Below are 25,996 nucleotides of genomic sequence, written 5' to 3'. Positions count from 1 at the left end.
GCCACCTTGCGGAGTCCCGTGGGCCCGCGGCCGGACCTAGGGTCGAGGGCATGGACGTCGAGGGCATGGACAGTGACAACCGGCTCGGCCTCTTCCTGCGCGCCCGCCGTGCCCTCGTCCGGCCCGAGGACGCGGGACTGCCGGCCGGGAGCCGGCGCCGGGTGGCGGGTCTGCGCCGGGAGGAGGTCGCGGTGCTGGCCGGGGTCAGCACCGACTACTACGTCCGCCTGGAGCAGGGACGCGAGCGGAATCCCTCGGCACAGGTGGTCGACGCGCTGGCACGGGCCCTCGGCCTGGAGGAGGACGCCGTCGAGCACCTGCACCGGCTGGCCCGTCCCGTCGCCGGCCGTTCCCACGGCGGCCCGCGACCCGAGGCGGTGAGCCCTGTGCTGCTGCGCATGATGGAGGGCTGGCACCGTACTCCGGCGGTGGTCCTGGACCGCTGCCTGACGGTGCTGGCCCACAACGTCCTCGGCGGCGCGCTGTTCGCCGGGCACACCCACAGCGGGGATCTGCTGCGGCTGGTCTTCCTCGATCCGGAGGCGCGCGCGTTCTACCCGGACTGGGAGCCCGTGGCGGTGAACACCGTGGCCGCGCTGCGGGCCGCCGCCGGAACCGGTCACGAGGACCCGCGGCTGATCGCCGCGGTCGGCGAACTGTCGCTGCGCAGCGAGGAGTTCCGCAGGCTCTGGGCCCGCCACGACATCCGCCGCAAGACCCGCGAGAGCAAACGCTTCCGGCATCCACTGGTCGGTGAACTGACCCTGGACTACGAGTCGTTGACCGTCAACAGCGCCCCAGGTCAGCAACTGGTGGTCTACCAGGCCGAATCCGGCAGCCCGTCCGAGCAGGCACTCGCGCTGCTGGGGAGCCTGGCCGCGGCGGCCACCGAGAAGTCCGACGAGGCGAGCGGCAAGGATGCGCACACCTGAAGCCGTGAGCGTGGCTCAGATCACCCCTCTCCGGTTGTGCAACAAGTTGCATAAAGGCGTCGCGGTCCTCTACAACAGAGAGGCACGAGACCGCGACGGAGGGGCCCCATGAGCCGTTACCCGCACCTGCTGAGCCCGCTGGACCTGGGCTTCACCACGCTGCCCAACCGCGTCCTGATGGGCTCCATGCACATCGGCCTGGAGGAGGCCGAGCGCGGCTTCGAGCGCATGGCCGCCTTCTACGCGGAGCGGGCGCGCGGGGGAGTGGGCCTGATCGTCACCGGCGGCATCGCGCCCAACGACGAGGGCCGGCCCGCCGAGGGCGGCGCCAAACTCACCACGGACGCGGAGGCCGAGCAGCACCGGGCCATCACCGAGGCCGTGCACCGCGAGGGCGGCCGCATCGCCATGCAGATCCTGCACTTCGGCCGGTACGCCTACCACCCGGACCTCGTCGCCCCGAGCCCCCTCCAAGCGCCGATCAGCCCCTTCCCGCCCCGCGAACTCACCGACGCCGAGGTCGAGCGGACCATCGAGGACTACGCCCGCGCCGCCCGCCTCGCCCGGCGGGCCGGCTACGACGGCGTGGAGATCATGGGCTCCGAGGGCTACCTCATCAACGAGTTCATCGCCGCGCAGACCAACCACCGCACCGACCGCTGGGGCGGCTCGTACGAGAACCGCATGCGCTTCCCGGTGGAGATCGTGCGGCGGGTGCGCGAGGCCGTCGGCGAGGACTTCATCATCGTCTACCGGCTGTCCATGCTGGACCTCGTCCCGGGCGGCTCCACGCTCGACGAGGTGATCACCCTCGCCAAGGCCGTCGAGGCCGCCGGGGCCACCATCATCAACACCGGCATCGGCTGGCACGAGGCCCGCATCCCGACCATCGCGACCTCCGTCCCGCGCGGCGCCTACACCTGGGTGACGAAGCGGCTCATGGGCGAGGTGTCGATCCCGCTCGTGACCACCAACCGCATCAACACCCCCGAACTCGCCGAGGAGTTGCTCGCCGACGGGTTCGCGGACATGGTGTCGATGGCCCGCCCGATGCTCGCCGACCCGGAGTTCGTGAACAAGGCCGCCGACGGGCGTCCCGAGGCCATCAACACCTGCATCGGCTGCAACCAGGCCTGCCTCGACCACACCTTCAGCGGGAAGATCACCTCCTGCCTGGTCAACCCGCGCGCCTGCCACGAGACCGAGCTGGTGCTCTCCCCGACCCGGCTGCGCAAGCGTGTGGCGGTCGTCGGAGCCGGTCCCGCGGGTCTCGCCTGCGCGGTCTCCGCCGCCGAACGCGGCCACGAGGTCACCCTGTTCGACGCCGCGAGCGACATCGGCGGCCAGCTCAACGTGGCCCGCCGGGTCCCCGGCAAGCAGGAGTTCGACGAGACGATCCGCTACTTCCGCCACCAGCTCGACGCCCACGGCGTGGATGTACGGCTCAACACGGCCGTGGCCGCTGGGGACTTGTCCGACTACGACGAGGTCGTCGTCGCCACCGGCGTCACCCCGCGCACCCCCGACATCCCCGGCGTCGACCACCCGAGCGTGGTCGGCTACCTCGACGTCCTGCGCGGCGACGCCCCCGTCGGCGACCGGGTCGCGATCCTCGGTGCGGGCGGCATCGGCTTCGACGTCGCCGAGTTCCTCACCGACGGCGGCGACAAGGCGAGCGAGGACCCGGCGACGTACTTCCGCCAGTGGGGCGTCGACATGGACTACACGGCACCCGGCGGACTCGCGGCGCCCGAACGCCCCGCTCCGCCGCGCACCGTGCACCTCCTCCAGCGCAAGGCCAGCAAGGTCGGCGCCGGACTCGGCAAGACCACGGGCTGGATCCACCGCGCCGAGCTCAAGCACCGGGGCGTCACCATGGTCCCGGGGGCGCGCTACGACCGTATCGACGACGCCGGACTGCATGTCACCGTCGGCGAGGAGAGCACGGTCCTGGAGGTCGACACCATCGTGCTGTGCACCGGGCAGGAACCGCGCCGGGACCTGTACGAGGAGCTCGTCGCCGCGGGCCGCAGCACGCACCTGATCGGCGGTGCCGACGTGGCCGCCGAACTGGACGCCAAGCGGGCCATCAAGCAGGGCACCGAGGTCGCGGCCGCCCTCTGAGGGGCGTCCCTAGGATGACTCCATGTCACTCCCGCACGCGATCCTCACCGCCCTGCTCGAAAGGCCGTCGGCGGGGCTGGACCTGACCCGCCGGTTCGACAAGTCGATCGGCTACTTCTGGTCGGCCTCGCACCAGCAGATCTATCGCGAGCTGGGAAAACTGGAGGCCGAGGGCCACATCCGGGCCCTTCCCGCGGCCCAGCCGACCCGCGGGCAGAAGAAGAGCTACGAGGTCCTGCCCGCGGGCCGTGCCGAACTCGAACGCTGGACGGCCGCCGCGCAGGACCCCAAGCCGCACCGGGACACGCTGCTGCTGCGACTGCGCGCGGCGGCCGTCGTCGGCACGGAGGGCCTCGAAGTCGACCTGCGCCGCCATCTCAACCTGCACCGGCGGCAGTTGGCCGAGTACCAGGAGATCGAGAAGCGCGACTTCCCGCCCGGCGACGACAGCGCGCAGGCCAGGCTTCAGCACCTGGTCCTGCGCGCGGGCATCGAGTTGGAGACCTTCTGGACGCAGTGGCTCACCGAGGCACTGGAGGAGTTCGCCGAACTCCCGGACAGCTGAAGGCTTTTGGGAGACCTACGGTCGCGACCGGCGGTTGCGGGCCTTCAGAGGCGGTACGGCCGCGAGCGGCGGCGCAGGAACCAGCCCGCGGCCACCGCGCCGACCGCCACCAGGCCGCCGCCGACCGCCAGCGTCATGGTGCCGTAGTCCTTCGTGGCGCCGCCGAGACCGCCCATGACGCCGCGGGACGGGGAGGCCGTGGCCGTCGCCGAGATGGTGGGCGTGGCGGACCCCGAGACGATGATCGACTGGGTGCCCGCCGTGCTGTTGTCGCGGGCGCACATCACGATGACGGTGTACGTCCCGGGACTCACGCTCGACCAGGCCGCGGACTGCAACGAGGTGGTCCCCGACAGGGCCACCTGGCGGCCCTGGCTGAAGTTCGCCTGGCTGCTGGTGAGGAGCGAGGCCGTGCCCCAGCCGCCGGTGGCCGCGGTGCGGGAGCAGGCGGTGGTCGTGACGGAGACCGTCGATCCGGAGGTGCTCACGGAGATGCCCGAAGCCGCTGCGGCCGGCCCGGCGGTCAGGGCGAGCGGCAGCGCGGCGACGGCCGCGACGGTCAGGCCGGAGCGGAGAAGTAGCTGTTCAGTGCGCATGGACTGCCCTCCGGCGGCACGGTTGGCGGTACATCCGTGGCGCCGCCGAGGTGGGGGAAGCCCGTGCTGCCTCAGGGACAGCCAATGTGCCCCCGGCCCGGCCCGCATGCGGAGTGCCGCCGGACAGGTGACGCACTGCTCCGTCCGGCGGGCAGGTGAGCCGCCGTCACGGGGGAGCGGCGGCGCCCGTCGTCACCGACCGCTCCACCGACAGCCCGCCCCAGGTGCCGTCGGGCAGCCGCGCCCGGATCCGCACCCGGTGCCTCTCCCCGGCCTCACGGCCCAGATAGAAGCTGTACGTCGCCCTCCCGCGCGGCGGCGTCCCGCCGAACACCAGCGAGGTGGCCGCCCTGCCGTCGAGGTGGACCTGATACTCCGTGACCACACCGTCCGTCCGGGGCGGCATCCAGGACAGGTCGAGGTAGTACGCGCCGTCGGCCGCCCGCCGGGTGCTCGCCCGGAAGTCCGTCGGTGCCGTGTACCGGCCGTCGTCGCCGCCCGGGGTGGTCAGACGGACGCTGTCCCCGGCCGGCGAGAGGTTGTCGGCCGCGTCCCGGGCCCGGACGGTGAAGGAGTATCGGGTGCCCGGACGCAGCCCGGTGACCACGGCCGCCGTCTGGGCGCCGCCCACACTGTGGATCTTCGTGCCGCCCTGATAGATGTCGTACGACACCACGTGCCGGTCGTCCGCCGAGGCGGCCCAGCTCAGCTGGACGGCCCGGCTGCCCGCCGTCCGGCCCCGCAGCTCCCCGGGGCGGGTCGGGGGCGAGCGGTCGGCCGCCGTGGCCGCCGGAGTCGTCGCCCGTACCTCCCGGCTGGGCGGGCCGAGGCGCCCCTCGGTGTCGCGGGCCCGCACGGTGAAGACATACGGGGTGGCCGGCTTGAGCCTGGTGACATCCACCATGTGCTGTGACCCCGGCACATCCTGGACCTTTGTGGTGCCGCGATATACCTCGTAGCGCTCGGTCCCCGTGCCGGCGGCGTTCCACATCACATGCACACTGGTCGCGCTGCCCGCGGCGGCGGTGACGCCCACGGGGGCGGCGGGCAGCCGGCCGCCCTCACCGTCGTCGTCCGGTCCGCCCCACCCGCAGGAGCCGACGAGGACAAGCGCGGCACAGAGGAACAGGGGTACGGGAGCGCCTCGCACGTCTCTGCCTCCCGGGAGAACACCACGGCAATGGTCCGGACTAATATGGCGCCGGTCGCATGCCCGCATCAAGGGGGCGGCCCGTATGGGCCGGACTCGGGAGCGTTTCGTATGCTGAAGACCTTCACCGCTGAACTCCCCACGAGGGAACCGGAGTTCATGTCGGTTGCGCGGGCCGCTGTCGTCGCTGCCCCCGCGCAGTACAGGTGGCCGGGAGGCCGGGGTTCGTCGGGCCCGGTCCCCCGGCCCCTGCCCCGTCCGGCCCTCTGCGGTGGCCGCTCGGCTGAAGCGGCATCAGATTGGGCTGAGTGTTCGTCAATGCCCCCGAGGAGAGGGTCCCTTATCGTGCGTGTCCGGTCGCTGACGCTGGCCGCGGCAAGTGCCGCTCTGCTCGCCCCGACGACGTCCCCCGCAAGGGAACCCGCCGCCGCCCGGACCGAGCGGGTGGTGCGGCGCGAGGGGGCGGTCGAGGCCGCCGACCTCCTGGCCAAGGTGCGGACGTGCGAACCCGTCTCGCAGGGCCGCTACCGCAGTGACGACGGCACGGCCGCGACCATCCCGGTCTGCGGCACCAGGGACGCCGTCTTCTGGAAGGCCGACATGGACATCGACTGCGACGGCCGGCCCGGCAGCCGCTGCAACCGCCGCACCGACCCGCTGTTCTCCGACGCCACCGCCTTCCAGCAGTCCGACGGCCGCTACCTGAGCGCCGAACTCCTGCCCTACGTCGTGGTGCCGGCCCCGAGCAGCATCTGGGACTACCGCGAGCACGGGGTGCGCGGCGGCGCGGTCGCGGCCGTCGTGTACGGCGACCGCGTGCAGTACGCCGTCGTCGGGGACGTGGGCCCGGCCCACATCATCGGCGAGGCGTCCTACGCCACCGCGAAGGGCCTCGGGATCCGTCCCGATCCACGCGGGGGCGGCACGCCCTCCGGCGTCACCTACATCATCTTCAGGAACACGCAGGTGAAGCCGATCGAGGACCATGCCGCCGCCGTCGCGACGGGGGAGCGGCTGGCGAGACTGTTCGTACAGGAGAAATGACCCCGCTCGTGCAGGAGAAATGACCCCGCCAGGATCCGCGTGATTCCGCCGGGCCCCCGCGATTTTGCCCGACCGCGGTTCAACCGCCGTGCGGGAAGCGGTCACACCTTCCGGTAGGCGTACGCCTCCGCGGCCGCCGCCTCCACCGCCGCGAGGTCCGCTCCGGTCGCCGCGGTGACGACCGCGGCCACCGCTCCCTCGACGAACGGGGCGTCCACCAGCCGTGTGCCCTCCGGGAGCTCGTCCCCCTCCGCGAGCAGCGCCTTGACGGTGAGCACCGCACTGCCGAGGTCGGTGAGGACGGCGATCCCGGCCCCCCGGTCCACGGCGGCGGCCGCGCCGGCGATCAGCTCCGCACTCGTACCGAGTCCACCGCCCTCGGTGCCACCGGCCGCGGCGACGGGCACCTGTGTACCACCGCCCGCGAGCCCCTTCGCCAGTTCCGCGACGGACGCGGCGACCTCCGCGCTGTGCGACACCAGCACGATCCCGACCAGCTTCCCGTCACTCACCAGCGGCCTCCCCGAGCGCGGCGATCAGCAGGGCGGCCGAGGTCGCACCCGGGTCCTGGTGCCCGATGCTGCGCTCGCCGAGGTAACTCGCCCTGCCCTTGCGTGCCTGCAACGGTGTGGTGGCCAGGGCTCCTTGTTCGGCGGCCGCCCGTGCCGCGGCGAAGCCGGTACCGAGGGCGTCGACGGCCGGCACCAGCGTGTCGATCATGGTCTTGTCGCCCGGGGCGGCCCCGCCCAGTGTCATGACCGCCTCCACCCCCGCCCGCAGCGCCTCGGCGAACTGTTCCTCACTGACCTCGGCGGCGTCCCCGAGCGCCTTGCCGGTCCGGCGCAGCAAGGTCCCGTACAGGGGGCCCGACGCGCCGCCGACGGTCGAGATGAGCTGCCGTCCGGCCAGGGTGAGGACCGCACCGGGGGTGTCCGGGGACTCCTTCTCCAGGGTCGCGGCCACCGCGGTGAACCCGCGCTGAAGGTTGCTGCCGTGGTCGGCGTCCCCGATCGGGGAGTCGAGGGCGGTGAGCCGTTCCGCCTCGCGGTCGACAGAGGCGGCGGTCGCCGTCATCCAACGGCGGAAGAAGTCGGCGTCGAGCACTGGATCTCCTTGCGTGGTCGGTACGTTGATCGCTGGCTCACACTCCCCAGCGCAGCCCCGGCGTCCGCACCGGCGCGTCCCACAGCCGCAGCATCTCCTCGTCCACCTGGCACAGGGTGACCGAGGCGCCGGCCATGTCGAGCGAGGTGACGTAGTTGCCGACCAGGGTGCGGGCGACGGCGACCCCGCGGTCGGCGAGCACCCGCTGCACCTCGGCGTTGAAGCCGTACAGCTCCAGGAGCGGGGTGGCTCCCATGCCGTTGACCAGGACGAGCACGGGGTTGCGCGGGCTCATGTCGTCCAGGATCGCATGCACCGAGAAGTCGGCGATCTCCCGTGAGGTCATCATCGCCCGGCGCTCCCGGCCGGGCTCGCCGTGGATGCCGACGCCCAGCTCCAGCTCGCCGGCCGGCAGATCGAAGGTCGGGCTGCCCTTGGCGGGCGTGGTGCACGCGCTCAGCGCGACGCCGAAACTCCGGGAGTTCTCGTTGACCTGCCGGGCGATCGCCTCCACCCGCTCCAGCGGCTGTCCCTGCTCCGCTGCGGCCCCCGCGATCTTCTCCACGAACAGCGTGGCACCGGTGCCTCGCCGGCCGGCCGTGTAGAGGCTGTCGGTCACCGCCACGTCATCGTTGACCAGGACCTTCGCGACCTGGATGCCCTCGTCCTCGGCGAGTTCGGCCGCCATGTCGAAATTGAGCACGTCACCCGTGTAGTTCTTCACGATGAACAGCACACCGGCCCCGCTGTCCACGGCGGCCGCCGCCCGCACCATCTGGTCGGGCACCGGAGAGGTGAACACCTCGCCGGGGCAGGCCGCGGAAAGCATGCCGGGTCCGACGAACCCGCCGTGCAGCGGCTCGTGCCCGGAGCCGCCACCCGAGATCAGGGCGACCTTCCCGGCGACGGGGGCGTCCCGCCGTACGATCACCCGGTTCTCGACGTCCACGGTCAACTCCGGGTGAGCGGCCGCCATACCGCGCAGAGCGTCCGCGACCACGGTTTCCGGGACGTTGATCAACATCTTCATAAGTATCTCCTGGTGAGGTCAGCGGATGGTCTTATGGCCTGTTTTAGCAGGTGATCACAGGTGGGGCGGCTGCTATTGGATCTTGACGGCCTGTGGCGCGGTCCGTGGTGGTCGGGAGCGGCCTTGGGCAGTGCCGATGCGGACTTCGTGCCGGCTTTGGCGACGGCCCGTCTGATCTCCATCGGTGGTCGGCGGCGGACGGTGGTAACGCTGCTCCCGGCAGTATCGACCTTGCGGCAGCGAAGGTCACGTGCGCGGATGTTCCGGCCGATCCGGGAGTTGGTCGCTGCCCGGCCGTTGCTGCCCAGTCGTCGCCCACCGGCACCGGCCCGGGAAGTGGTGCGGTGAGGTCACAGGCTGTGGGCGATGGGGTGCAGCGGTTCGTACAGCGGAAGTTCGGCGCCGCTGGGGAGTCGGATCGCCGTCAGCCTGCCCCAGCGTTGTTCGCTGACCGGGCGGGTGATCTCGACGCCCTTGGAGCGGAACTCGTCGAGCTGGGAATCGAGGTCGTCGCACATCAGGTAGAACTCGTGCCGGGGCGGCCCCTCGGTGGGGTGCACGGCGACTTCGGCCGGGGGCAGCTTGAAGACGAGCCAGCCGCCGCCCGCGTCGACGCCGGGAAAGTCGAGGACGTCACGGATGAAGGCCCGGTCCGCCTCGGCGTCCTGGCTGTGGAGGATGACATGCGCACCGCTGATCATGGCTGGCTCCCGCGTCTCGCGCCCTGTCCGGTTGCGTCATCCCACTATCGTGACCGATTCCTCCGGACCGCGACTCGACCCCGACTTCGTCCTGCTGGACGCGACCTCTCCGCGTGCGGCGTGAACGTCCAGGTCGTGACAGGTCCGGTCCGGCGAGGTGCTGTGGATCCGGCCCGCGCCGCCGGATCGTCGCGGACCGCGGCTATCAGGGCGCTGCCCCCCCGGGTGGGCATGGGCCTCAGGCGACCGCCCGGCGAAGACGTCACGCCCACCCGACGCACCCCGAACCTCGCCGGTGTCCGAGCGCCCCGCCGAACGCGGCAGGGGTTCCTCCATGCCGGCACGCATGCGGCCCCCTACAGGCGAGGGAGCCGCGGACACCCTTGGCGCCGGGTGCCACGGCGGCCTGGGCGACCGGAGCGGCCCGGTCCCGGGGGCCGCGACCCTCCGTCACGCAGTCGGGCACCGTTCTCGACGGCGGCCGTCGGCAAGACGCCGGTGTGCCTAGGTGGTGCCTACAATGGATCTCACAGTCTTGTGATCCAGATCACAGGAGGAGCGGCAAATGAGCACCCCGACCACCGAAACCGGAAACATTGCGGACCCCGGCCCGCTCGGCCTCGCCGCCTTCGCTGCGACGACCTTCGTTCTCAGCACCTTCAACGCCGACCTCATCACCGACAAGAGCCTCGTCGCCGTCGTTCTTCCGCTCGCCCTCTTCTACGGCGGGCTGGCCCAACTCCTGGCCGGAATGTGGGAGTTCCGCAAGGGCAACACCTTCGGAGCCACCGCCTTCTGCTCGTTCGGTGCCTTCTGGTTGTCGTACGCCGCCTACGCGAAGTTCGTCGCCGGCGACCTGCCGGCGTCCACCGCGCACCAGGCCAGCGGTCTGTTCCTGCTGGTGTGGGCGGTCTTCACGGTCTACATGACAGTCGCCGCGACCCGCACGACAGGGGCGATCCTCGCCGTGTTCGTCACCCTGTCCGCGACGTTCATCGTCCTGTGCGTCGCCGACTTCGCGCAGTCCCCGAACACCGTCAAGGCCGGCGGCTGGCTGGGGCTGGTCACGGCCGTGTGCGCCTGGTACGCATCCTTCGCCGGCGTCACCAACTCCACCTACCACCGCTCGGTCATGCCGGTCTTCCCGAACATCGGCGAGCACCTGGGAGCCCGCCGTACGCACCACCGAGGTCCCTTCGGAGCCCACGCATGACGGACACCGGCGGCGAGACACTCTCCAACCTGCTGCGGGAGGAGCGGCGGTTCCCGCCCCCACCCGAGCTGGCCGCCACGGCGAACGCCACCGCGGCGGAATACGAACGGGCCGACACCGACCGCCTCGCCTTCTGGGCCGCGGCGGCCGGTCGGCTGGACTGGGCACAGCCGTGGGACGAGGTGCTGGACTTCAGCCGCGCCCCGTTCGCCCGGTGGTTCGTCGGCGGCCGTCTCAACGCCGCCTACAACTGCCTGGACCGGCACGTGGCGGCCGGCCACGGTGGCCGGGTCGCCTTCCACTGGGAGGGCGAGCCGGGCGACACCCGCACCATCACCTACGCCGAGCTGACGGCCGAGGTCTGCCGAGCGGCCAACGCCCTGCGAGAACTCGGGGTCAACGCCGGCGACCGCGTGGCGATCTACATGCCGATGATCCCGGAGACCGTGGTGGCGATGCTGGCCTGTGCCCGCGTCGGCGCCCCGCACACCGTGGTCTTCGGCGGCTTCTCCGCGGAGGCGCTGCGCGGCCGGATCCTCGACTGCGACGCACGCGTGGTGATCACCGCGGACGGCGGCTACCGCAGGGGCAACCCCTCGGCGCTGAAACCCGCGGTGGACGAGGCCGTGAGCGCCTGCCCCGACGTACGCAGTGTGCTGGTGGTCCGGCGCACCGGACAGGACGTCGACTGGACCGAAGGCCGGGACGTGTGGTGGCACGACCTGGTGGACGGGCAGTCCGCCGAGCACGAGGCCGAGGCGTTCGACAGCGAACACCCCCTGTACATCATGTACACCTCCGGTACGACGGCCCGCCCCAAGGGCATCCTGCACACCACGGGCGGCTACCTCGCCCAGGTGGCCTGGACGCACTGGGCGGTGTTCGACATAAAGCCGGAGCGGGACGTGTTCTGGACGGCGGCGGACATCGGCTGGGTCACCGGCCACTCGTACATCGTGTACGGCCCGCTCGCCAACGGCGTCACCTCCGTGCTGTACGAGGGGACACCGGACACCCCGCACAAGGGCCGCTGGTGGGAGATCGTCGAGAAGTACCGCGTGTCGATCCTCTACTGCGCCCCGACCGCGATCCGCACCTTCATGAAGTGGGGCGGCGACATCCCGGACGGCTTCGACCTGTCGTCGCTGCGTCTGCTGGGCTCGGTCGGTGAACCGATCAACCCGGAGGCGTGGATGTGGTACCGCAGATACATCGGCGGCGACCGCTGTCCCGTCGTCGACACCTGGTGGCAGACCGAGACCGGCGCCCAGCTGATCAGTCCGCTGCCAGGGGTCAGCGTGTGCAAGCCGGGCTCGGCCCTGCGCCCGCTGCCCGGCATCGCGGCCGACGTCGTCGACGACGCGGGCGAGCCGGTTCCCAACGGCTCCGGTGGCTATCTGGTCCTCACCGAACCGTGGCCGGCGATGCTGCGCACCATCTGGGGCGACGAACAGCGGTACATCGACACGTACTGGTCCCGGTACCCCGGAATGTACTTCGCCGGGGACGGCGCGAAGAAGGACGAGGACGGAGACATCTGGCTGCTCGGCCGGGTCGACGACGTCATGAACGTCTCCGGACACCGCATCTCCACCACGGAGGTCGAGTCGGCCCTCGTCTCCCATCCGACCGTCGCCGAGGCCGCCGTGGTCGGCGCGACCGACGCCACGACCGGGCAGGGCGTCGTGGCCTTCGTCATCCTGCGCGGTGACGCGGCGTCGGCGGGATCGGCCAGTGCGGAGGACGTGGCGACCGAGCTGCGCACCCACGTCGCCAAGGAGATCGGCCCGATCGCCCGGCCGCGGCAGATCCTGGTCGTCGCCGAGCTCCCCAAGACCCGCTCCGGCAAGATCATGCGCCGCCTGCTGCGGGACATCGCCGAGCACCGCGACCTCGGCGACGTCACCACGCTGACGGACTCGTCGGTGATGGACGAGATCCGGGGACGGCTGCCCGCGGCCGGTTCGACGGGAGGCGAGGAGGCGTAGCCGCGCGGCCCCTGCCGGGCACCCGATGGACGGACCCGGCGGGGGCGACGGCTTGCCCGCGCGGCCTTGCCGGCGCAGGCTTCACGGAGGTGAGAGGGCGGCCGCCGGCGCGGGCACGCCGGACCTCATTGGGGCTCGCGCGAGTTCGTCGAGCGGATCGCCGGGCCCGCGCCAGGCCAGGCGGGTCGTCACGTCGTGAGCAAGGCCCGACCCAGCCAGTCGGTGGAGTCGCGGACGCCGGGCAGGGCGAGGAAGTAGCCACCGCCGGTGGGGGAGATGTAGTCCACGAGAGGTTCGTCGATCAGACGGGTCTGGGTGGCCTCGAACTGGCGCCGTACGTCCTGCTGGTAACAGCAGAAGACCAGGCCCATGTCCAGGTTGCCGACGTCGTCGATGCCACGATCGTAGTTGTAACCCCGGCGCAGGATGCGGGAGTTGTCGCTCGCGGTGGTGCGCGGGTTGGCGAGACGGATGTGCGCGTCGAGGGGGATCGCGGCGCCGTGCGGGTCCTTGGCGTAGTGCGGGACGTCGGTCTCCTTGGTGCCGTCGAGCGGGGCGCCGGTGTCCTTGCGGCGACCGAACATCAGCTCCTGCTCGGTCAGTGAGACCCGGTCCCAGAACTCGACGAGCATCCGGATGACGCGGATGACCTGGTAGCTCCCGCCGCGCGCCCAGGCCGGCTCGTCCTGTCCGTCACCCACCCATACAAGCCGGTTCATCTCACGGGCCGACGTGACCTCCGGGTTGGCGATGCCGTCCTTGAAGCCGAGGAGGTTGCGCTGGGCGCCGCTGGGGCGGGGGACGTTCTGGAAGCCGTCGACGCGCCACTTGATCTGCATCGCACCCCGGGTGTGCTTGGCGATGTCGCGCAGTGCGTGCAGCACGGTGTCCTGGCGGGCGGCGCAGAGCTGAAGGGACAGATCGCCGTGGCACTGGGCCGGGTTCAGGTTGTCGTTGGGGAAGGTCCGCATCGGGGTGAGCCGGCGCGGCTTCGCCTTCGCGAGGCCGTAGCGGTCGTCGAAGAGCGAGGCGCCGACGCCCACGGTGACGGTGAGGGCGTCGGCGGGGACGTCCGGACCGAGGATGCCGTTGTCGGAGGGCGGTGCGCCGACGCCGAGGTCGGTGGGCGTGCCGCCGGTGGTGAGGAAACGCGCGCGCGTGGTCAAGGTCCGCAGCAGTTCGGCCAGTTGCGCGCGGTCGTCGGCGATGACGTCGAAGGAGACGAACGCGGCCGCGGCCGGCGCCGGGGTGAGGATGCCCGCCTGGTGGGTGCCGTGGAAGGGCACCTTGGCGGTGTCGGACGCGTCCGCGGCCTGCGCTTCGGCCGCGCCGCCGCTCGCGCTCAGGGCGAAGGCGCCACCGGCCAGGGCGGCACCCGCGGCCGAGGCGCCGAGGGCCGTCCTCACGAAGGAGCGGCGGCCGGCACCCGCGGGACAGCCTGATGCTTCGGTCGACGGCATGGGATGGTTCCCTCCGGGGCGCTCGTGCTCGTGGTTGTACTCGTGGTCGTGGTCGTCGGTCGTCACGCGGACTTCCTGATCTCCAGCAGGTCCGGCACCGGCGCGAGGTCCTCCAGAAGCTGTCCGGTGGCTCCGTTCAGGCGGGCCCGTGCGGCCGCGTCGAGGCGGTCGACGGGGGGCCAACCCCCGCCGCGGTGCGCGGAGTCGAGCAGCTTCTGGAGCCGGGTGATGTCCGTGTCGACGGTCGGCAGCAGATGCGGGGCACGGCTGGTCAGCAACGGCCGTAGGACGGTGAGGAGTTCGCGGGTGCCGGTGAGGTTGGCGTCGGCGGTGGCGAGTTCGGTGCCGCTGCCCTGGTCGGCGTCGCCGGTCAGTTCGAACTGGAGGGTGTTCTCCAGGATCTCGTGGGCGCGCAGCGGCAGGTCTCCGGGGTCGAAGTCCTGGGTGGGGAACGCCTCGCGCAGTCCGGCGGCGTCGGCGGCGAGCTGCCGGGCGGGCGCGGCCAGTTCGCTGGCGGACTCGCCGTGCCACAGGCCGTACTCGATCCGGAGGAAGCCGGAGAAGTCCTTGTCGTGCACCCCGCCGGGGAGCCCGTCGGGCCGGCCGTCGATCTTCTGGTCGTAGTCCTGGAAGGTGCCGTAGGCGGCGCCGAGCGAGGCGTAGGTGCGGTGCGCGGTCAGCCAGTCGGCGCGGGCCGCCCCGAGATGGCCGGCCTTGACGTCGTCGCTGAGCCGTCGGGTCTGTGTGACGAGGGTGGCGAGGCCCCGGTCGACGTATGCCTTGTACGAGGTCAGCGGCGCGGCCAGGTCTGCGGCGGAGACCGGGACGACCGCCGCCGTGGTTCCGCCCCCTCCCGTGACCCGGACCGCGCGGGAGGTGACCGCCTTGCCGCTGCTGGGCACACAGCGCCAGGCGTACGTGCCGCCCGCGACGGTCGCGGCCAGGTCACGGGTGGTGCCGGGGGCGAGGCCCTCGACTTCGCCGTAGACCGCGCCGGTGCCCGGGTCGATGAGGTACACCTCGGAGGTCTTGTCCCCGGTGTTGTGCATCTGGAAGGTCCGGCGCCCGGGCTTCGGCGCGGTGAAACCCTTGCCGCAGTCCGTCTCGGACACGGCCACGGTCTGGGCTCCGGCGGGCCGGGAACCGCCGAGGGCGACGGCCACTCCCGCCAGCGCGGCGGGTACGGCGACGACCGCGACGGGAACCACCCAGGCGGGGCGGCGGCGAGCGGGCGCCGGGCGGGCCGGCTTGGTCTCCCGCGTCTTCGGGGCCGGTTCCGTCGGCCGGCCCGGCGCGCCGCGCAGGAACACCGCCATCACGACCGCGAGATAGCCGGCGTACCCGGCGACCTGCAGCCAGGTCATGGTCGGTGTCAGGTTGAACAAGCCCTGCACGAGGGTGCTGTACCAGGCGCCCGCGTCGACGCCGGAGCCGAGATCGACGGCGTACGACGTCCCGCCGGGCAGCACCCCGCCCTCCTGGAGGTCGCGCAGACCGTAGCCGAGCACACCCGCCGCGATCACGATGAGGACGGCCCCGGTGGCGGTGAAGAACTTCGTCAGGTTGATGTGCAGGACGCGGCGGTACAGCCCCCAGCACAGCCCCGCGGCGAGCAGCAGGCCGATACCGGCGCCGATCAGAGGGCCCGTGGACTCGCCGGCCGCACGGGCCGTGGTCCACAGGAACAGCGCGGTCTCCAGCCCCTCGCGGCCTACCGCCAGGAAGGAGGTCACGATCAGCATGCCCGCGCCCATGCCCAGCGCCCCGGTCACTTTCTCCCTGATCTCACCGGAGAAGGTGCGGGCCGAACGGCGCATCCAGAACACCATCGTGGTGACGAATCCGACCGCCACCACGCTCAGCGCACCGCCGAACGCCTCCTGGGCGGTCCCGGACAGGGACGCGGCGGTGAAGGTCAGTACGGCGCCGAAACTCAGGGCGAGCGAGATCGCGGCCAGGACGCCCGTCCACACCTGCGGCAGCCGGGACCGGGCACCGGACCGCACCAGCGTGGCGATGAGTACGGAGACGATCAGCCCGGCCTCCAGGCCCTCCCTCAGTCCGATGAGGAAGCTCGGAAACGCGTCGTCCCACATGGGTGCTGCGACCCTTCCTGACAGTCGATCTCGGCTCGCCGCGTCGCTGGTTAGCGTAGGCACGCCTTACTTACGTCGACCATCATGAGTGCAGGTAGGCAGCCATCCGGTCATGGATCAGCAGTTATCCGGTCATGTCCGCGCAATGGGGCAGCAAAGATCGCCATCAGTTGGGGGCCGTTTCGGTCGTGGCGTGTCGTGAGCGGGAGGCGGATGGCGATCGGATGCGTACGAGATCCGAGGCGCCACGCCTTTGGACGTCGTGCGCGAGGGCTGACGCGATCGCTTGTATGCGGGACGCCGAGCGGCCCAAGGCGGAAGCCGGCGCGGCCTGGCGGACACACGGGCCACGGGGCGCGGGCCGTACGTCCGTTCGCCGAGCACGAGGCGACGCGGCTTGAGGCTGGGCGGCGGCGCCGCAGCACGTCGGTAACACCGAGCGGGGGTTGCGGGAAGACCTGCGATTCATGGAGTCCGCCACCGCCGCGGGCGTCACTCGGCGGGCTCGACCCGCCGGCGCCGGTCGCGGGTGCGGCCGTGGCCGAACTCAGTGGGACGGCAGCGGCGCGCGGTAGCGAACCCGAGGACGCGCGCCGCCGGTTGCCCCCGTGGCGAGAGGGCCGGGAGTCACCCCCGCAGCGGATTGGCGCGGGCCGTGGCCAGGAGGTACCAGGCGGTGGCGCCGGTGTGCCGGTAGGGGTAGTAGCCGAAACCGAAACCGGTGTCGAGCGGGCTGCTCGCCGAGACGACCCCGGAGCGGGCCGGAAGGGTCGTGCCGCCGACGGTCTGGGCGCCGCCGAGGTGGTCCTGGGCGCGCTCGATCGAGCCGAGGAGGCGGCGGGCGCGCTTCTCGTCACCGGTGTGTCCCCGGTGGCGCAGCGCGAGCGCGAGGTGGGCGGTGCCCTCGAACCAGACGCCGTTGCGGTCCGGCCTGGGCTGGCCGTCGGCGATGGGGGCGCCCTCGTTCGCCAGCAGGCTCGCGGAGCTGAAGGTGACGCCGGCGTAGGACTGGCCGGCGGGAACCGTGCTGTTGGGGCGGTCGGCCGTGTCCAGTACGGCCAGCTCGGTCGCGGCCCAGTCGAGGGAGCGGGAGTGGGCGGGGGAGGCGAGAGCGAGCTGGGTCCAGGTCTGGGTGTCCTCCGGGATCGGCGACTTGTTGATCGTCACACCATCGTTGGAGCCGGTGTAGAAAAAGCCCCCCGACGGCTCCCACATCTTCTCGACGAAGGCCCTCGCACGCGCGCGACGCTCCCGCCAGACCTTGTCCCCGGTCAGCCGGGCGAGCCGCCCGAACAGGCCGACCAGATCGGTGTTGTGCTCGGTCGAGGTGAACGGCAGTCTCTGGTCGGCCCCGTCGACCCCGAACTTGTAGCCGCCCAGCGGCTCGTCGGTCCGCCCCACCCGCTCGATCCACTCGCCGATCCGCACCGCGCCGGTGAGGAAGCGCCGCTCACCGGTCCGCCCGGCGAGTGCGCTGAGGGCGATACCGGCCCACGCCATGTCACCCACGGCGGTGCCGGTGAAGCCGAACTGCGTGCCGACGTTGGCCGTTCCGTCCGCCTTGACGAACCCGTCCGGCTGCGGGGAACCGTCATAGAAGGTGTACGGCCCGACGTTGTAGGCCTGCCGAAGCCGGCCGTCGTCGTACACCGGGTCGTGGGCCTGGGCGTACAGCAACGCGTCACCGAGGGCCGCGGCCCGCGACTGTCCCGCGGGGGAGGCGAGATGGGCCAGGATCGCGAGGGCGTTGTCGTAGGTGAACGCCGTGCTGAACAGTCCCGCCTGATCCGTGTAGCTCTGGGTGAGCCGGATGGTCCCGTGGTCCGGGTAGGCGTCCATGGCGGCGGCCAGGAAGGCCCGCGCACGGCGGGGAGCGGAGGGCGCGGACGTGCCCTGGGCCGCCTGGGCGGTGCCGGTGCCGGTCGCGGCGAGGACCGTGACTGCGAGGCCGGTCCCGATGAGCGTGCGGCGGCTGAGGGGCGGGCGGGGGCTGCCGGTCATGGGTCTCCTCGGAGGTGCGGGCCGGGATGTCTGAGAGCGCTCTCAATCGGCGGGATCATTCTGCTGTCGCGCAGGAGGCGGGTCAACGTCTGGGATCCGAACAGCAGTTGACCCCCTCGGGCGGGAGAGGGTCGCGTGCAGCCGGGTCGTCACCTGAGCGTGCCCAAGAAGCCCTCGTTCGTCGGGTGAGGTGGACCGACCGCCAGACCGCCAGACCGCCCGGCCAACCGACCGGCCCTCGGCCGAACGGCGGAGGGCCGCCGTGCGTTCGGCGCCGCTTCCTGGCCGAAGGGCCGAGGCGGTGGGAGGGGGGTGCGATCAAGAATTGATTCAGTAGTCGGCACGCTTCTTGGGCCGCCGACGTGACGGCGCCGGACCAGTGAAAGGAGACATCCCCATGACCGCTGCTGTGACGCTGCCCTTGCCCTTGCCCTTGCCCCGGGCCCCTGGTCTTCGGCCCCGGTCCTCGGTCCGGTCCGGTCCGGCCTCGGTCCCGCCCCCGATCCCGGTCTCCTGGAGCCCCGCCCCGTTCAGCTGCTGGGACGCATGCCCCTGGCCCCGGACCCGCCGACCCGCCGCCGACCCGCCGCCATCCCTCCGGCGCCGCCCCCGGACCCCCCGTTGACCTCCCCACCCCCTGGGTACCCGTGCGTCATGAGCACCCCCTTCCCGCCCCATGCACTGCACGACTACGCGTTGTTGGCCGACGGTGAGCGCGGGGCGCTCATCGGGCCCGACGGCGCCATCGGGTGGCTGTGCGCGCCCACCTGGCACGACGAGGCGGTCTTCGCCAGCTTGGTCGGCGGGCGGGGCGCGTACGCCGTCACTCCGGCCGGCCGGTATGTCTTCGGCGGCTACTACGAAGAGGGCACGCTCATCTGGCGCAGCCGCTGGGTCACCGACGACGGAATCGTCGAGTGCCGTGAGGCGCTGGCCTTCCCCGGCGACGCGGACCGGCTCGTTCTGCTGCGGCAGCTGCGCGCGGTGGACGGCCCCGCCCGGGTGTCCGTCGTCCTCGACCCGCGCAGCGGATACGGCGCGACACCGGTCGACCCGGGCTCGGTTCACCGTAGCGACGACGGGGTGTGGGAGCTGCGCACTGGTCGGCACCGACTGCGCTGGCAGGGCGCCCCGCAGGCCGTCGTGGGGGAGCGGGGTCTGACCGCGGACATCGAGCTGAGGCCCGGCGAGCGGCACGAACTGGTCCTGGAGTGCGCCGTGTCCCCCCTCCCGGCCGAGCTGCCCAAGCCGGAACGGGCCTGGGCCGCCACCGAAGCCGCCTGGCACGAGGCGGTCCCCGCGCTCGACGGCACCGTGGCCCCCCGCGACGCGCGCCGGGCCTACGCCGTCATGCGCGGCCTCACCACGCAACGCGGGGGCATGGTCGCGGCGGCCACGACCAGTCTGCCCGAGCGTGCCGAGGAGGGCCGCAACTACGACTACCGGTACGTGTGGATCCGCGACCAGAGCTACGCCGGACATGCCGCTGCCGCCGTCGGCGCCCATGACCTCCTCGACGCCGCCGTCGGCTTCGTCACCGCGCGCCTGCACGCGGACGGGGCCCGTCTGGTTCCGGCCTACACCGTGCACGGCGACCCCGTTCCCGCCCAGCGCGAACTCCACCTGCCCGGCTACCCCGGTGGCTTCGACCGCGTCGGCAACCAGGTCTGGAAGCAGTTCCAGCTCGACTGCTTCGGTGAGGCCCTCCTGCTGCTCGCGGCCGCCGAACGCCACGGGCGTTTGGACGAGGGCCACTGGAAGGCCGTGGAGATCGCCGTGCGGGCCATCTCCGACCGGTGGCGTCAACCCGACGCGGGTATCTGGGAGTTGAACGACCGGACCTGGACCCACAGCAGGCTCATCTGCGTCGCCGGTCTACGGGCCGTGGCCGCGGCAGCGCCCCGCCATCCGCTCGCCGACACCTGCACCGACCTGGCCGACACCCTCCTCGGCGCCGCCGAGCGGACCTGCCTCCACCCCGACGGCCACTGGCAGCGCACCCCCGACGATCCGTCGGTGGACGCCGCCCTGCTGCTGCCCGGCGTACGCGGTGCCCTGCCCGCCGACGATCCGCGCACCCGGGCCACCCTCGCCGCGTGCCGTCGGGAACTGGCCGACGACCACTTCCTGTACCGCTTCCGCCACGACGACCGCCCCCTGGAAGAGGCCGAGGGCGCCTTCCTGCTGTGCGGCTTCGTCATGGCGCTCGCCGAGCACCAGCAGGGCAGGACCGTCGAGGCGTACCGATGGTTCGAGCGCAACCGAGGTGCTTGCGGGGCCTCGGGGCTGTACGCCGAGGAGTTCGACATCGCCCAGCGTCAGCTGCGCGGCAACCTCCCGCAGGCCTTCGTCCACGCACTGCTGCTGGAGGCGGCCGCCCGGCTCGGTGAATGAGCGGGCGCCCGCCTCCAGCGGTTCCAAAGCTGTTTCGGACGGTCATCGCGAGACAGGCCGAGCGACAGGCCGCGCGACAGGGCTCGGGGCACGGCTCGCGACATGGCCGTGCGTCAGCCGCCTCCCGGCCCGCCGCTGCCGAACGAGCCGCTGCTGCCCTCGTTCCAGCGAGGCCGTTCCTGCCCCGACCCCGTCCGGGTCGGGCTGTTGCCGTGGTTGGGCAGTTCGTGCGGGGTCAGCCGGGTGTCGCTCCTGGGCACCTCGTCGGGCTCCCGGTGCTCGCTGACCTCACGGACCGGCCCGCCCTCGGGCAGCCTCGGCTGTTCCTCGGGAGTGGGCGGACGCGACTCGCGGCGCCTGACGCGGGAGCCCAGGAAGAAGGCGCCGATCAGCACCGCCACGACCACCACACCCGCCGCGATCACTCCGGCCGCGAGGCCGCCCCGGCCCGCGGCCAGGTCCATCCATTCGGTGTTCAGGGCTTGGTTCATGCCACGCGAGTACCCCCGGACCTCGGAGCGAACCGACCCGCCCCGGCGACCCGCCCCGGCGACCCGCGCCGGCCGGCCCGGAGTGCCGGAAACCCCCCGGAACTCCGGGTTTGGCGGCCCGGACCCCGGCTACCCGCCCCTTGTGACGACTTCGACTTCTCAGCAGGAGCTCTTCCAATTCCTGGAGGACCGCTTCGCGTGTGCCCAGGCGTGCACCGAGTGCGCACGGGCCTGTGCGCTGCGTGCGAGCCTGGTCGACCCGGACGGGACCGAGGAGCAGGAGCTACTGCGACGCAAGGGCATCATGTGCGCCGAGGTGTGCGACGCGACATGCCGGGTGCTGTCCGAGGAGAACCATCTGGACGAGGCCGGTATCCGCGTCCAGCTGGAGTGGTGCCGGTCGGTCTGCCTGGAGTGCGCGCAGGTCCTCGACCGGCACGCCGGTTGCGAGGACGCCGCCAAGGCGTGCCGCGAGTGCGCCCGGGCGTGCACGGACTTCATGGCGACCCTGGTCTGAGTGCGCCCCTCGCGCGCCTCAGGTGCCGGAGAGACCCCTCCTGACCGTTCCCAATTTCTGGAACACGTTCTACGGTGTGCGCCGTCAGGACCGGTCCCGGGGAGCCTGGAGGCGCCGTGCATCTCGACCACACGCCCGAGCAGCAGCGGCTGCGCACCGAACTGCGCACCTACTTCGCCGACCTGGTCCCCGACAACGCGCACGCCCGCTTCACCGACCGCGAGGCCCAGAAACGCTTCTACCGCGACACCATCCGCCGCCTCGGCAGGGACGGCTGGCTCGGCGTCGGCTGGCCCAAGGAGTACGGTGGCCGCGGCCTGACCGCGATGGAACAGTTCATCTTCTTCGACGAGGCCGCCCAGGCCGGCGTACCGCTGCCGCTGATGGCCCTCAACACCGTCGGGCCGACGATCATGCGGTACGGCACCGAGGAGCAGAAGTCCTGGTTCCTGCCGCGCATCCTCTCCGGTGAGATCGACTTCGCGATCGGTTACAGCGAGCCCGACGCGGGCACGGATCTCGCGTCCCTGAAGACCCGCGCGGTACGGGACGATGGGGGCACCTCCCGCTCGAGCGAAGCCGAGAGCGGGGGAGAGTACGTCGTCAACGGCCACAAGATCTGGACCACCAACGGCGACACCGCCGACTGGGTGTGGCTCGCCGTGCGCACCGACCCGGACGCCCCGCCGCACAAGGGCATCACCATGCTCCTGATGCCGACCACCGACCCCGGCTACTCGTACACCGTCATCAACACCCTCGCCTCGCACGACACCACGGCGAGCTACTACGAGAACGTCCGCGTCCCCGTCTCGCACCGGGTCGGTGAGGAGAACCAGGGCTGGCGGCTGATCACCAACCAGCTCAACCACGAGCGCGTCACCCTGGCCGCCCACGGCACCATGGCGATCCGTGCCCTGCAAGACGTCCAGCGCTGGGCCATGGAGACCAAGCTGGTTGACGGCCGCCGCGTGATCGACCTGCCGTGGGTGCGCCGCCGCCTCGCCCAGACCCACACCCGCCTCGACGCGCTCAAGCTCCTGAACTGGCGGATGGTGAACGCCGTGGAGGACGGCACCCTCACCCCGCAGGACGCCTCCGCGGTCAAGGTCTACGGCTCCGAGGCCCGCCGGGACGCCTACGCGTGGCTCATGGAGATCGTCGCGGCGGCCGGTGCGCTGAAGGAGGGCTCGGCGGGCGAGGTCCTGCACGGCGAGCTGGAACGCGGCTACCGCTCGGCGGTGATCTTCACCTTCGGCGGCGGCAACAACGAGATCCAGCGGGAGATCATCTCGTGGATCGGTCTGGGTATGCCGCGGGTGCGGCGTTAGCCTGCGCGTATGGCGGACACAGCGGACCTCGAGGCGGGCGATCCCGGGCTGTTCACCCCGGACTCGGTGACCTGGCAGGTGCACGGCGACCCGATGATGTGGGTCGCCGGCATCCGCGCGCTCTATCTCCAGGCCCTGCACCCGCGCGCGGTGCGCGGAGTCATGCAGAACTCCGACTTCCGGCGCGACGCCTGGGGCCGGCTGATGCGCACCGCAAGCTTCGTGGGCACCACGACCTACGGCACCACCGAGGCCGCGGAGAAGGCCGGCGCCCGGGTCCGGAAGATCCACGGCATGCTCGGGGCGACCGACCCCGACTCCGGTGAGCGCTACGGCGTCGACGAACCCGACCTCCTGCTGTGGGTGCACTGCGCCGAGATCGACTCCTACCTCCAGGTCGCCCGCCGCTCCGGCTTCCCCCTCACCGACGAGCAGGCCGACCGCTACCTGTCCGAACACCGGGTCAGCGCCCGCCTGGTGGGCCTGGACCCCGACGCCGTACCGGCGAACCGGGCGGAGATGGCCGCCTACTTCGAGAAGGTGCTCCCCGAACTCGCCGCTACGCCCGAGGCCCGAGAAGTGGACGACTTCCTGCTCCGCCCGCCGACGCACCCCCTCCTCGTCCCGGCGCGTGAGGTGCTGTGGCGGCGCGTGGCGCAGCTGGCGTACGCCGCCCTGCCGCCGTACGCCCACGAGCTGTACGGCAGGAAAGCCCCCAAACCCACCACCGTCACCCGCCAGTTGCGCGCCACCGGCACCCTGCTTCGCTGCGTTCCCGCACGTCTGCGCTGGCAACTCCCGCCCAAACACATTCTCCGCGCCATGGCTCGGCTCGGCCCGGGCAGCCGTCCCGCCCCGTACAAACTCGGACGATAGGTCGCCATACTGGACAGGCCAGGGGAGGCGGGGCGAGTTCGACGGGGGCGGTCGCAGGAGATGGGGGACAGCAGGCTCATCCAGGGGCGGTACCGACTGCTCGACCTGATCGGGCGCGGGGGCATGGGCGAGGTGTGGCGGGCACGCGACGAGTCGCTGGGCCGCCATGTCGCCGTGAAGTGCCTCAAGCCGCTGGGCGGGCACCACGACCAGACCTTCACCCGCGTCCTCAGGGAGCGGTTCCGGCGCGAAGCCCGGGTGGCCGCCGCGCTCAGCCATCGCGGGGTGACCGTCGTCCATGACTTCGGCGAGTCGGACGGTGTCCTCTATCTGGTGATGGAACTCCTGGAGGGGCGCAACCTCAGCCAGCTCCTGGAGGACAACAAGCAGCACCCCCTGCCCGTGTCCGACGTCATCGAGATAGCCGACCAGGTCGCCGCAGCCCTCGCCTACACCCACCAGCAGGGCATCGTGCACCGGGACCTGAAGCCCGCGAACATCGTCCGGCTCACCGACGGCACCGTGAAGATCTGTGACTTCGGCATCGCCCGCCTCGGCCACGACGTGGACTTCACCTCCCGGCTGACCGGCACCGGCATCGCGATGGGCACCCCGCACTACATGTCGCCGGAGCAGATTGGGGGTTCGGAGGTGGACCAGCGCAGCGACCTGTACTCCCTGGGATGCGTGCTGTACGAGATCGCCACCGGGGCACCGCCGTTCGACCTGGAGGACGCCTGGGCGATCCTCGTCGGCCACCGCGACACCCCGCCCCGGCCGCCGCGCAGCCACCGCGCCGAACTCCCCGAGTACCTCGACAGAGTCATCCTCGACCTGCTTGCCAAACAGCCCGAACAGCGCCCGCACGACGCGCGTGAGCTGGGCCGCCGGATCACCCTGGGCCGCACCACACCGGCGTACGTGCCCACCGTGGTGACCCCGCGCCCCGACGTCCGGCCGCACGAGTCACCCGAGACCACCCGTCCCCGCGAGAGGCGGCTGCCGTCCTGGACCCGGGGCATGACCACCGGCCACAAGGCCACCGGCGCCGGTCTGGTGACCACACCCCCGGACGCCGGGGCCGGTCTCACCGGCGAATGGATCGCGCGCCCCGCCACCGGCCGGGTCCAGGAACCCGTACCGGACGAGCCGCCCGTGCCCTCCGCGCAGGCCCTCATGGCACTCGCCGGACGGCACAACGCGGGGCTCAGCCTCGGACGCCTGGGCCGCTGGGCCGAGGCCGGCGAGGTGCACCGCGCGGTCGCCGCCGAACGCGAGCACCTGCTCGGCCCCGACCACCCCGACACCCTGGCCAGCCGTTACGAGGTCGCCTTCACCCTCAGCCGCACCGGTCGCGCCGCGGACGCCCTGCGCGAGTACAAGCACGTGGCCGCGACCAGGACCCGCACCCTGGGTGCCGACCACCCCGACACGCTCGCCGCCCGCCAGGAAATGGCGTACGTCCTCGGCCAGTTGGGCCGCCACTTCGACGCCCACCAGGTCTACAACTCGGTGCTCGCCGCCCGCGAGAGCGGGATGGGCCCGGACCATCCCGACACCCTTCGCTGCCGCCACAACCTCGCCTTCAACCTCAGCAGGCTCGGCCGCCTGGAGGACTCGTACCGCATGGCCCGCGAGGTGGCCGCCGCGCGCGCCCGGGTGCTGGGCCCCCACCACCCCGACACCCTGGTCACCCGCTACGAAGTCGCCTACGCACTCGGTCAGTTGGGACGCTGGGGAGAAGCCCTGCAGACCTACCACGAGGTCGCTGAGGCGCGCGCCCGGGCCCTCGGCCCCGACCACCCCGACACCCTCGCCGCCCGCTACGAGGTCGGCATCAGCCTCGGCCGCCTCGGCCGCAGCACGGACGCCCTCCAGCTCTACCGCGACCTGATCGAGGACCGCACCCGCGTCCACGGCCCCGCCCACCCCGAGACCCTGCGCGCCCGCCACGGCCTCGGCGTCAACCTCGGCCGGCTGGGCCGCTGGGAGGAAGCCCTCGCCGAGTCCCGGGACGTGTGCGCGATCCGCGAGCGCGTCCTCGGCGCCGACCACCCCGACACCCTGGTCAGCCGCCGCGAGGTCGCCGTGGGCCTCGGCTGGCTCGGCCGCTGGACGGACGCCCTCACCGAGTACCGCACGGTGGCCGCCGCCCGCGAGCGCGTCCTCGGCGCCGACCACCCCGACACCCTCGCCAGCCGCAACGACGAGGCGCACTGCCTGGAACAGCTCGGGCGGGGCGCGGAGGCGGTCGAGCTCTACCGCAGAGTCGCGGTGCTGCGGCAGCAGCGGGCGTCCGGAGCCCCGTGACCCGGGAGCAGGGCTGTGGGTCGACTGCCGCGCACCCCTGGCCGACCTAGATCATCACGTGTTACGAAGAACC

General features: G+C 72.1%; 21 protein-coding genes. 11 read left to right on the top strand and 10 right to left on the bottom strand.

Translation table 11 applies throughout. From position 1 onward, the window contains the following. Positions 1-50 precede the first annotated feature (50 nt). From ABZT02_RS00915 to ABZT02_RS00905, 3 genes are all read left to right on the top strand, one after another. Positions 51-932 (top strand): helix-turn-helix transcriptional regulator, encoded by an 882-nt coding sequence (locus ABZT02_RS00915; protein ID WP_356012859.1) that lies wholly within the window; start codon positions 51-53, stop codon positions 930-932. Positions 933-1,040: 108 nt separating this feature from the next. Next, on the top strand, positions 1,041-3,056 hold the full coding sequence (locus ABZT02_RS00910; protein ID WP_356012857.1) for an NADPH-dependent 2,4-dienoyl-CoA reductase: 2,016 nt from the start codon (positions 1,041-1,043) through the stop codon (positions 3,054-3,056). A 22-nt stretch (positions 3,057-3,078) separates the two neighbouring features. Beyond that, a complete protein-coding gene (locus ABZT02_RS00905; protein WP_356012855.1) occupies positions 3,079-3,621 on the top strand; it encodes a PadR family transcriptional regulator in 543 nt (180 codons plus the stop codon). Positions 3,622-3,665: 44 nt separating this feature from the next. Here ABZT02_RS00905 and ABZT02_RS00900 read toward each other — a convergent pair whose 3' ends face one another. Together ABZT02_RS00900 and ABZT02_RS00895 are read right to left on the bottom strand one after the other, a co-directional pair. After that, a complete protein-coding gene (locus ABZT02_RS00900; protein WP_356012853.1) occupies positions 3,666-4,217 on the bottom strand; it encodes a hypothetical protein in 552 nt (183 codons plus the stop codon). Between the two features lie 166 nt (positions 4,218-4,383). Continuing rightward, entirely contained in the window at positions 4,384-5,367 is a 984-nt protein-coding gene (locus ABZT02_RS00895; protein WP_356012851.1) for a fibronectin type III domain-containing protein, read from the bottom strand. Positions 5,368-5,712: 345 nt separating this feature from the next. On the opposite strand from ABZT02_RS00895, the gene ABZT02_RS00890 reads away from it, so the two are divergent. After that, complete coding sequence (locus ABZT02_RS00890; RefSeq protein ID WP_356012849.1) at positions 5,713-6,411, top strand: glycoside hydrolase family 75 protein; 699 nt, start codon at positions 5,713-5,715, stop codon at positions 6,409-6,411. A 101-nt stretch (positions 6,412-6,512) separates the two neighbouring features. Here ABZT02_RS00890 and ABZT02_RS00885 read toward each other — a convergent pair whose 3' ends face one another. The 4 genes from ABZT02_RS00885 to ABZT02_RS00870 form a co-directional block, all read right to left on the bottom strand. Then, entirely contained in the window at positions 6,513-6,923 is a 411-nt protein-coding gene (locus ABZT02_RS00885) for a PTS fructose transporter subunit IIA (RefSeq protein ID WP_356012847.1), read from the bottom strand. After that, the gene (gene dhaL, locus ABZT02_RS00880) at positions 6,916-7,515 is read right to left on the bottom strand and encodes a dihydroxyacetone kinase subunit DhaL (RefSeq protein ID WP_356012845.1); all 600 of its coding nucleotides are present in this window, start codon (positions 7,513-7,515) and stop codon (positions 6,916-6,918) included. Before dhaL ends, ABZT02_RS00885 begins: the two co-directional genes overlap by 8 nt. A gap of 37 nt (positions 7,516-7,552) precedes the next feature. Then, positions 7,553-8,545, bottom strand: coding sequence for a dihydroxyacetone kinase subunit DhaK (dhaK, locus tag ABZT02_RS00875; RefSeq protein WP_356012843.1), 993 nt, complete (start codon positions 8,543-8,545; stop codon positions 7,553-7,555). A 350-nt stretch (positions 8,546-8,895) separates the two neighbouring features. Beyond that, positions 8,896-9,246: a VOC family protein gene (locus tag ABZT02_RS00870; protein WP_356012841.1), complete on the bottom strand. Its 351-nt coding sequence runs from the start codon at positions 9,244-9,246 to the stop codon at positions 8,896-8,898. Between the two features lie 565 nt (positions 9,247-9,811). Between ABZT02_RS00870 and ABZT02_RS00865 the strand changes: the two genes are divergently transcribed. Beyond that, on the top strand, positions 9,812-10,459 hold the full coding sequence (locus ABZT02_RS00865; RefSeq protein ID WP_356012839.1) for an acetate uptake transporter: 648 nt from the start codon (positions 9,812-9,814) through the stop codon (positions 10,457-10,459). Beyond that, positions 10,456-12,447 carry an acetate--CoA ligase gene (gene acs / locus ABZT02_RS00860; protein WP_356012837.1) on the top strand — a complete coding sequence of 664 codons (1,992 nt, stop codon included), beginning with the start codon at positions 10,456-10,458 and terminating at the stop codon, positions 12,445-12,447. The genes ABZT02_RS00865 and acs overlap by 4 nt, the downstream gene beginning before the upstream one ends. Before the next feature lie 188 nt (positions 12,448-12,635). Here the strand turns inward: acs and efeB are convergent, their stop codons facing one another. From efeB to ABZT02_RS00845, 3 genes are all read right to left on the bottom strand, one after another. After that, entirely contained in the window at positions 12,636-13,907 is a 1,272-nt protein-coding gene (gene efeB / locus ABZT02_RS00855) for an iron uptake transporter deferrochelatase/peroxidase subunit (RefSeq protein WP_356013654.1), read from the bottom strand. Between the two features lie 62 nt (positions 13,908-13,969). Beyond that, the gene (gene efeU, locus ABZT02_RS00850; protein ID WP_356012835.1) at positions 13,970-16,003 is read right to left on the bottom strand and encodes an iron uptake transporter permease EfeU; all 2,034 of its coding nucleotides are present in this window, start codon (positions 16,001-16,003) and stop codon (positions 13,970-13,972) included. Between the two features lie 627 nt (positions 16,004-16,630). After that, positions 16,631-18,004 carry a Tat pathway signal sequence domain protein gene (locus tag ABZT02_RS00845; protein WP_356012833.1) on the bottom strand — a complete coding sequence of 458 codons (1,374 nt, stop codon included), beginning with the start codon at positions 18,002-18,004 and terminating at the stop codon, positions 16,631-16,633. A 654-nt stretch (positions 18,005-18,658) separates the two neighbouring features. On the opposite strand from ABZT02_RS00845, the gene ABZT02_RS00840 reads away from it, so the two are divergent. Further along, positions 18,659-20,398, top strand: coding sequence for a glycoside hydrolase family 15 protein (locus ABZT02_RS00840; protein WP_356012831.1), 1,740 nt, complete (start codon positions 18,659-18,661; stop codon positions 20,396-20,398). 113 nt (positions 20,399-20,511) lie between these two features. Here ABZT02_RS00840 and ABZT02_RS00835 read toward each other — a convergent pair whose 3' ends face one another. Further along, a complete protein-coding gene (locus ABZT02_RS00835) occupies positions 20,512-20,889 on the bottom strand; it encodes a DUF6479 family protein (protein ID WP_356012829.1) in 378 nt (125 codons plus the stop codon). A 142-nt stretch (positions 20,890-21,031) separates the two neighbouring features. Between ABZT02_RS00835 and ABZT02_RS00830 the strand changes: the two genes are divergently transcribed. The 4 genes from ABZT02_RS00830 (at position 21,032) to ABZT02_RS00815 (ending at position 25,923) form a co-directional block, all read left to right on the top strand. Beyond that, the gene (locus ABZT02_RS00830) at positions 21,032-21,406 is read left to right on the top strand and encodes a ferredoxin (RefSeq protein ID WP_356012828.1); all 375 of its coding nucleotides are present in this window, start codon (positions 21,032-21,034) and stop codon (positions 21,404-21,406) included. 116 nt (positions 21,407-21,522) lie between these two features. After that, entirely contained in the window at positions 21,523-22,737 is a 1,215-nt protein-coding gene (locus tag ABZT02_RS00825) for an acyl-CoA dehydrogenase family protein (protein WP_356012826.1), read from the top strand. A gap of 9 nt (positions 22,738-22,746) precedes the next feature. Further along, on the top strand, positions 22,747-23,613 hold the full coding sequence (locus tag ABZT02_RS00820; protein WP_356012824.1) for an oxygenase MpaB family protein: 867 nt from the start codon (positions 22,747-22,749) through the stop codon (positions 23,611-23,613). 60 nt (positions 23,614-23,673) lie between these two features. Beyond that, positions 23,674-25,923 (top strand): serine/threonine-protein kinase, encoded by a 2,250-nt coding sequence (locus tag ABZT02_RS00815; protein ID WP_356012822.1) that lies wholly within the window; start codon positions 23,674-23,676, stop codon positions 25,921-25,923. The last annotated feature ends 73 nt before the right edge of the window (positions 25,924-25,996 follow it).

The sequence above is a fragment of the Streptomyces sp. NPDC005402 genome, assembly GCF_040606575.1.
GTDB lineage: Bacteria > Actinomycetota > Actinomycetes > Streptomycetales > Streptomycetaceae > Streptomyces.
This window is presented reverse-complemented; position numbering and strand designations above follow the sequence as displayed.

What these genes read in the sequence shown, in the direction of transcription:
- ABZT02_RS00915 (WP_356012859.1), top strand. Translation starts at nt 51, where the DNA reads ATGGACGTCGAGGGCATGGACAGTGACAACCGGCTCGGCCTCTTCCTG.
- ABZT02_RS00910 (WP_356012857.1), top strand. Translation starts at nt 1,041, where the DNA reads ATGAGCCGTTACCCGCACCTGCTGAGCCCGCTGGACCTGGGCTTCACC.
- ABZT02_RS00905 (WP_356012855.1), top strand. Translation starts at nt 3,079, where the DNA reads ATGTCACTCCCGCACGCGATCCTCACCGCCCTGCTCGAAAGGCCGTCG.
- ABZT02_RS00900 (WP_356012853.1), bottom strand. Translation starts at nt 4,217, where the DNA reads ATGCGCACTGAACAGCTACTTCTCCGCTCCGGCCTGACCGTCGCGGCC.
- dhaK (WP_356012843.1), bottom strand. Translation starts at nt 8,545, where the DNA reads ATGAAGATGTTGATCAACGTCCCGGAAACCGTGGTCGCGGACGCTCTG.
- ABZT02_RS00870 (WP_356012841.1), bottom strand. Translation starts at nt 9,246, where the DNA reads ATGATCAGCGGTGCGCATGTCATCCTCCACAGCCAGGACGCCGAGGCG.
- ABZT02_RS00865 (WP_356012839.1), top strand. Translation starts at nt 9,812, where the DNA reads ATGAGCACCCCGACCACCGAAACCGGAAACATTGCGGACCCCGGCCCG.
- acs (WP_356012837.1), top strand. Translation starts at nt 10,456, where the DNA reads ATGACGGACACCGGCGGCGAGACACTCTCCAACCTGCTGCGGGAGGAG.
- efeB (WP_356013654.1), bottom strand. Translation starts at nt 13,907, where the DNA reads ATGCCGTCGACCGAAGCATCAGGCTGTCCCGCGGGTGCCGGCCGCCGC.
- efeU (WP_356012835.1), bottom strand. Translation starts at nt 16,003, where the DNA reads ATGTGGGACGACGCGTTTCCGAGCTTCCTCATCGGACTGAGGGAGGGC.
- ABZT02_RS00845 (WP_356012833.1), bottom strand. Translation starts at nt 18,004, where the DNA reads ATGACCGGCAGCCCCCGCCCGCCCCTCAGCCGCCGCACGCTCATCGGG.
- ABZT02_RS00840 (WP_356012831.1), top strand. Translation starts at nt 18,659, where the DNA reads ATGAGCACCCCCTTCCCGCCCCATGCACTGCACGACTACGCGTTGTTG.
- ABZT02_RS00835 (WP_356012829.1), bottom strand. Translation starts at nt 20,889, where the DNA reads ATGAACCAAGCCCTGAACACCGAATGGATGGACCTGGCCGCGGGCCGG.
- ABZT02_RS00820 (WP_356012824.1), top strand. Translation starts at nt 22,747, where the DNA reads ATGGCGGACACAGCGGACCTCGAGGCGGGCGATCCCGGGCTGTTCACC.
- ABZT02_RS00815 (WP_356012822.1), top strand. Translation starts at nt 23,674, where the DNA reads ATGGGGGACAGCAGGCTCATCCAGGGGCGGTACCGACTGCTCGACCTG.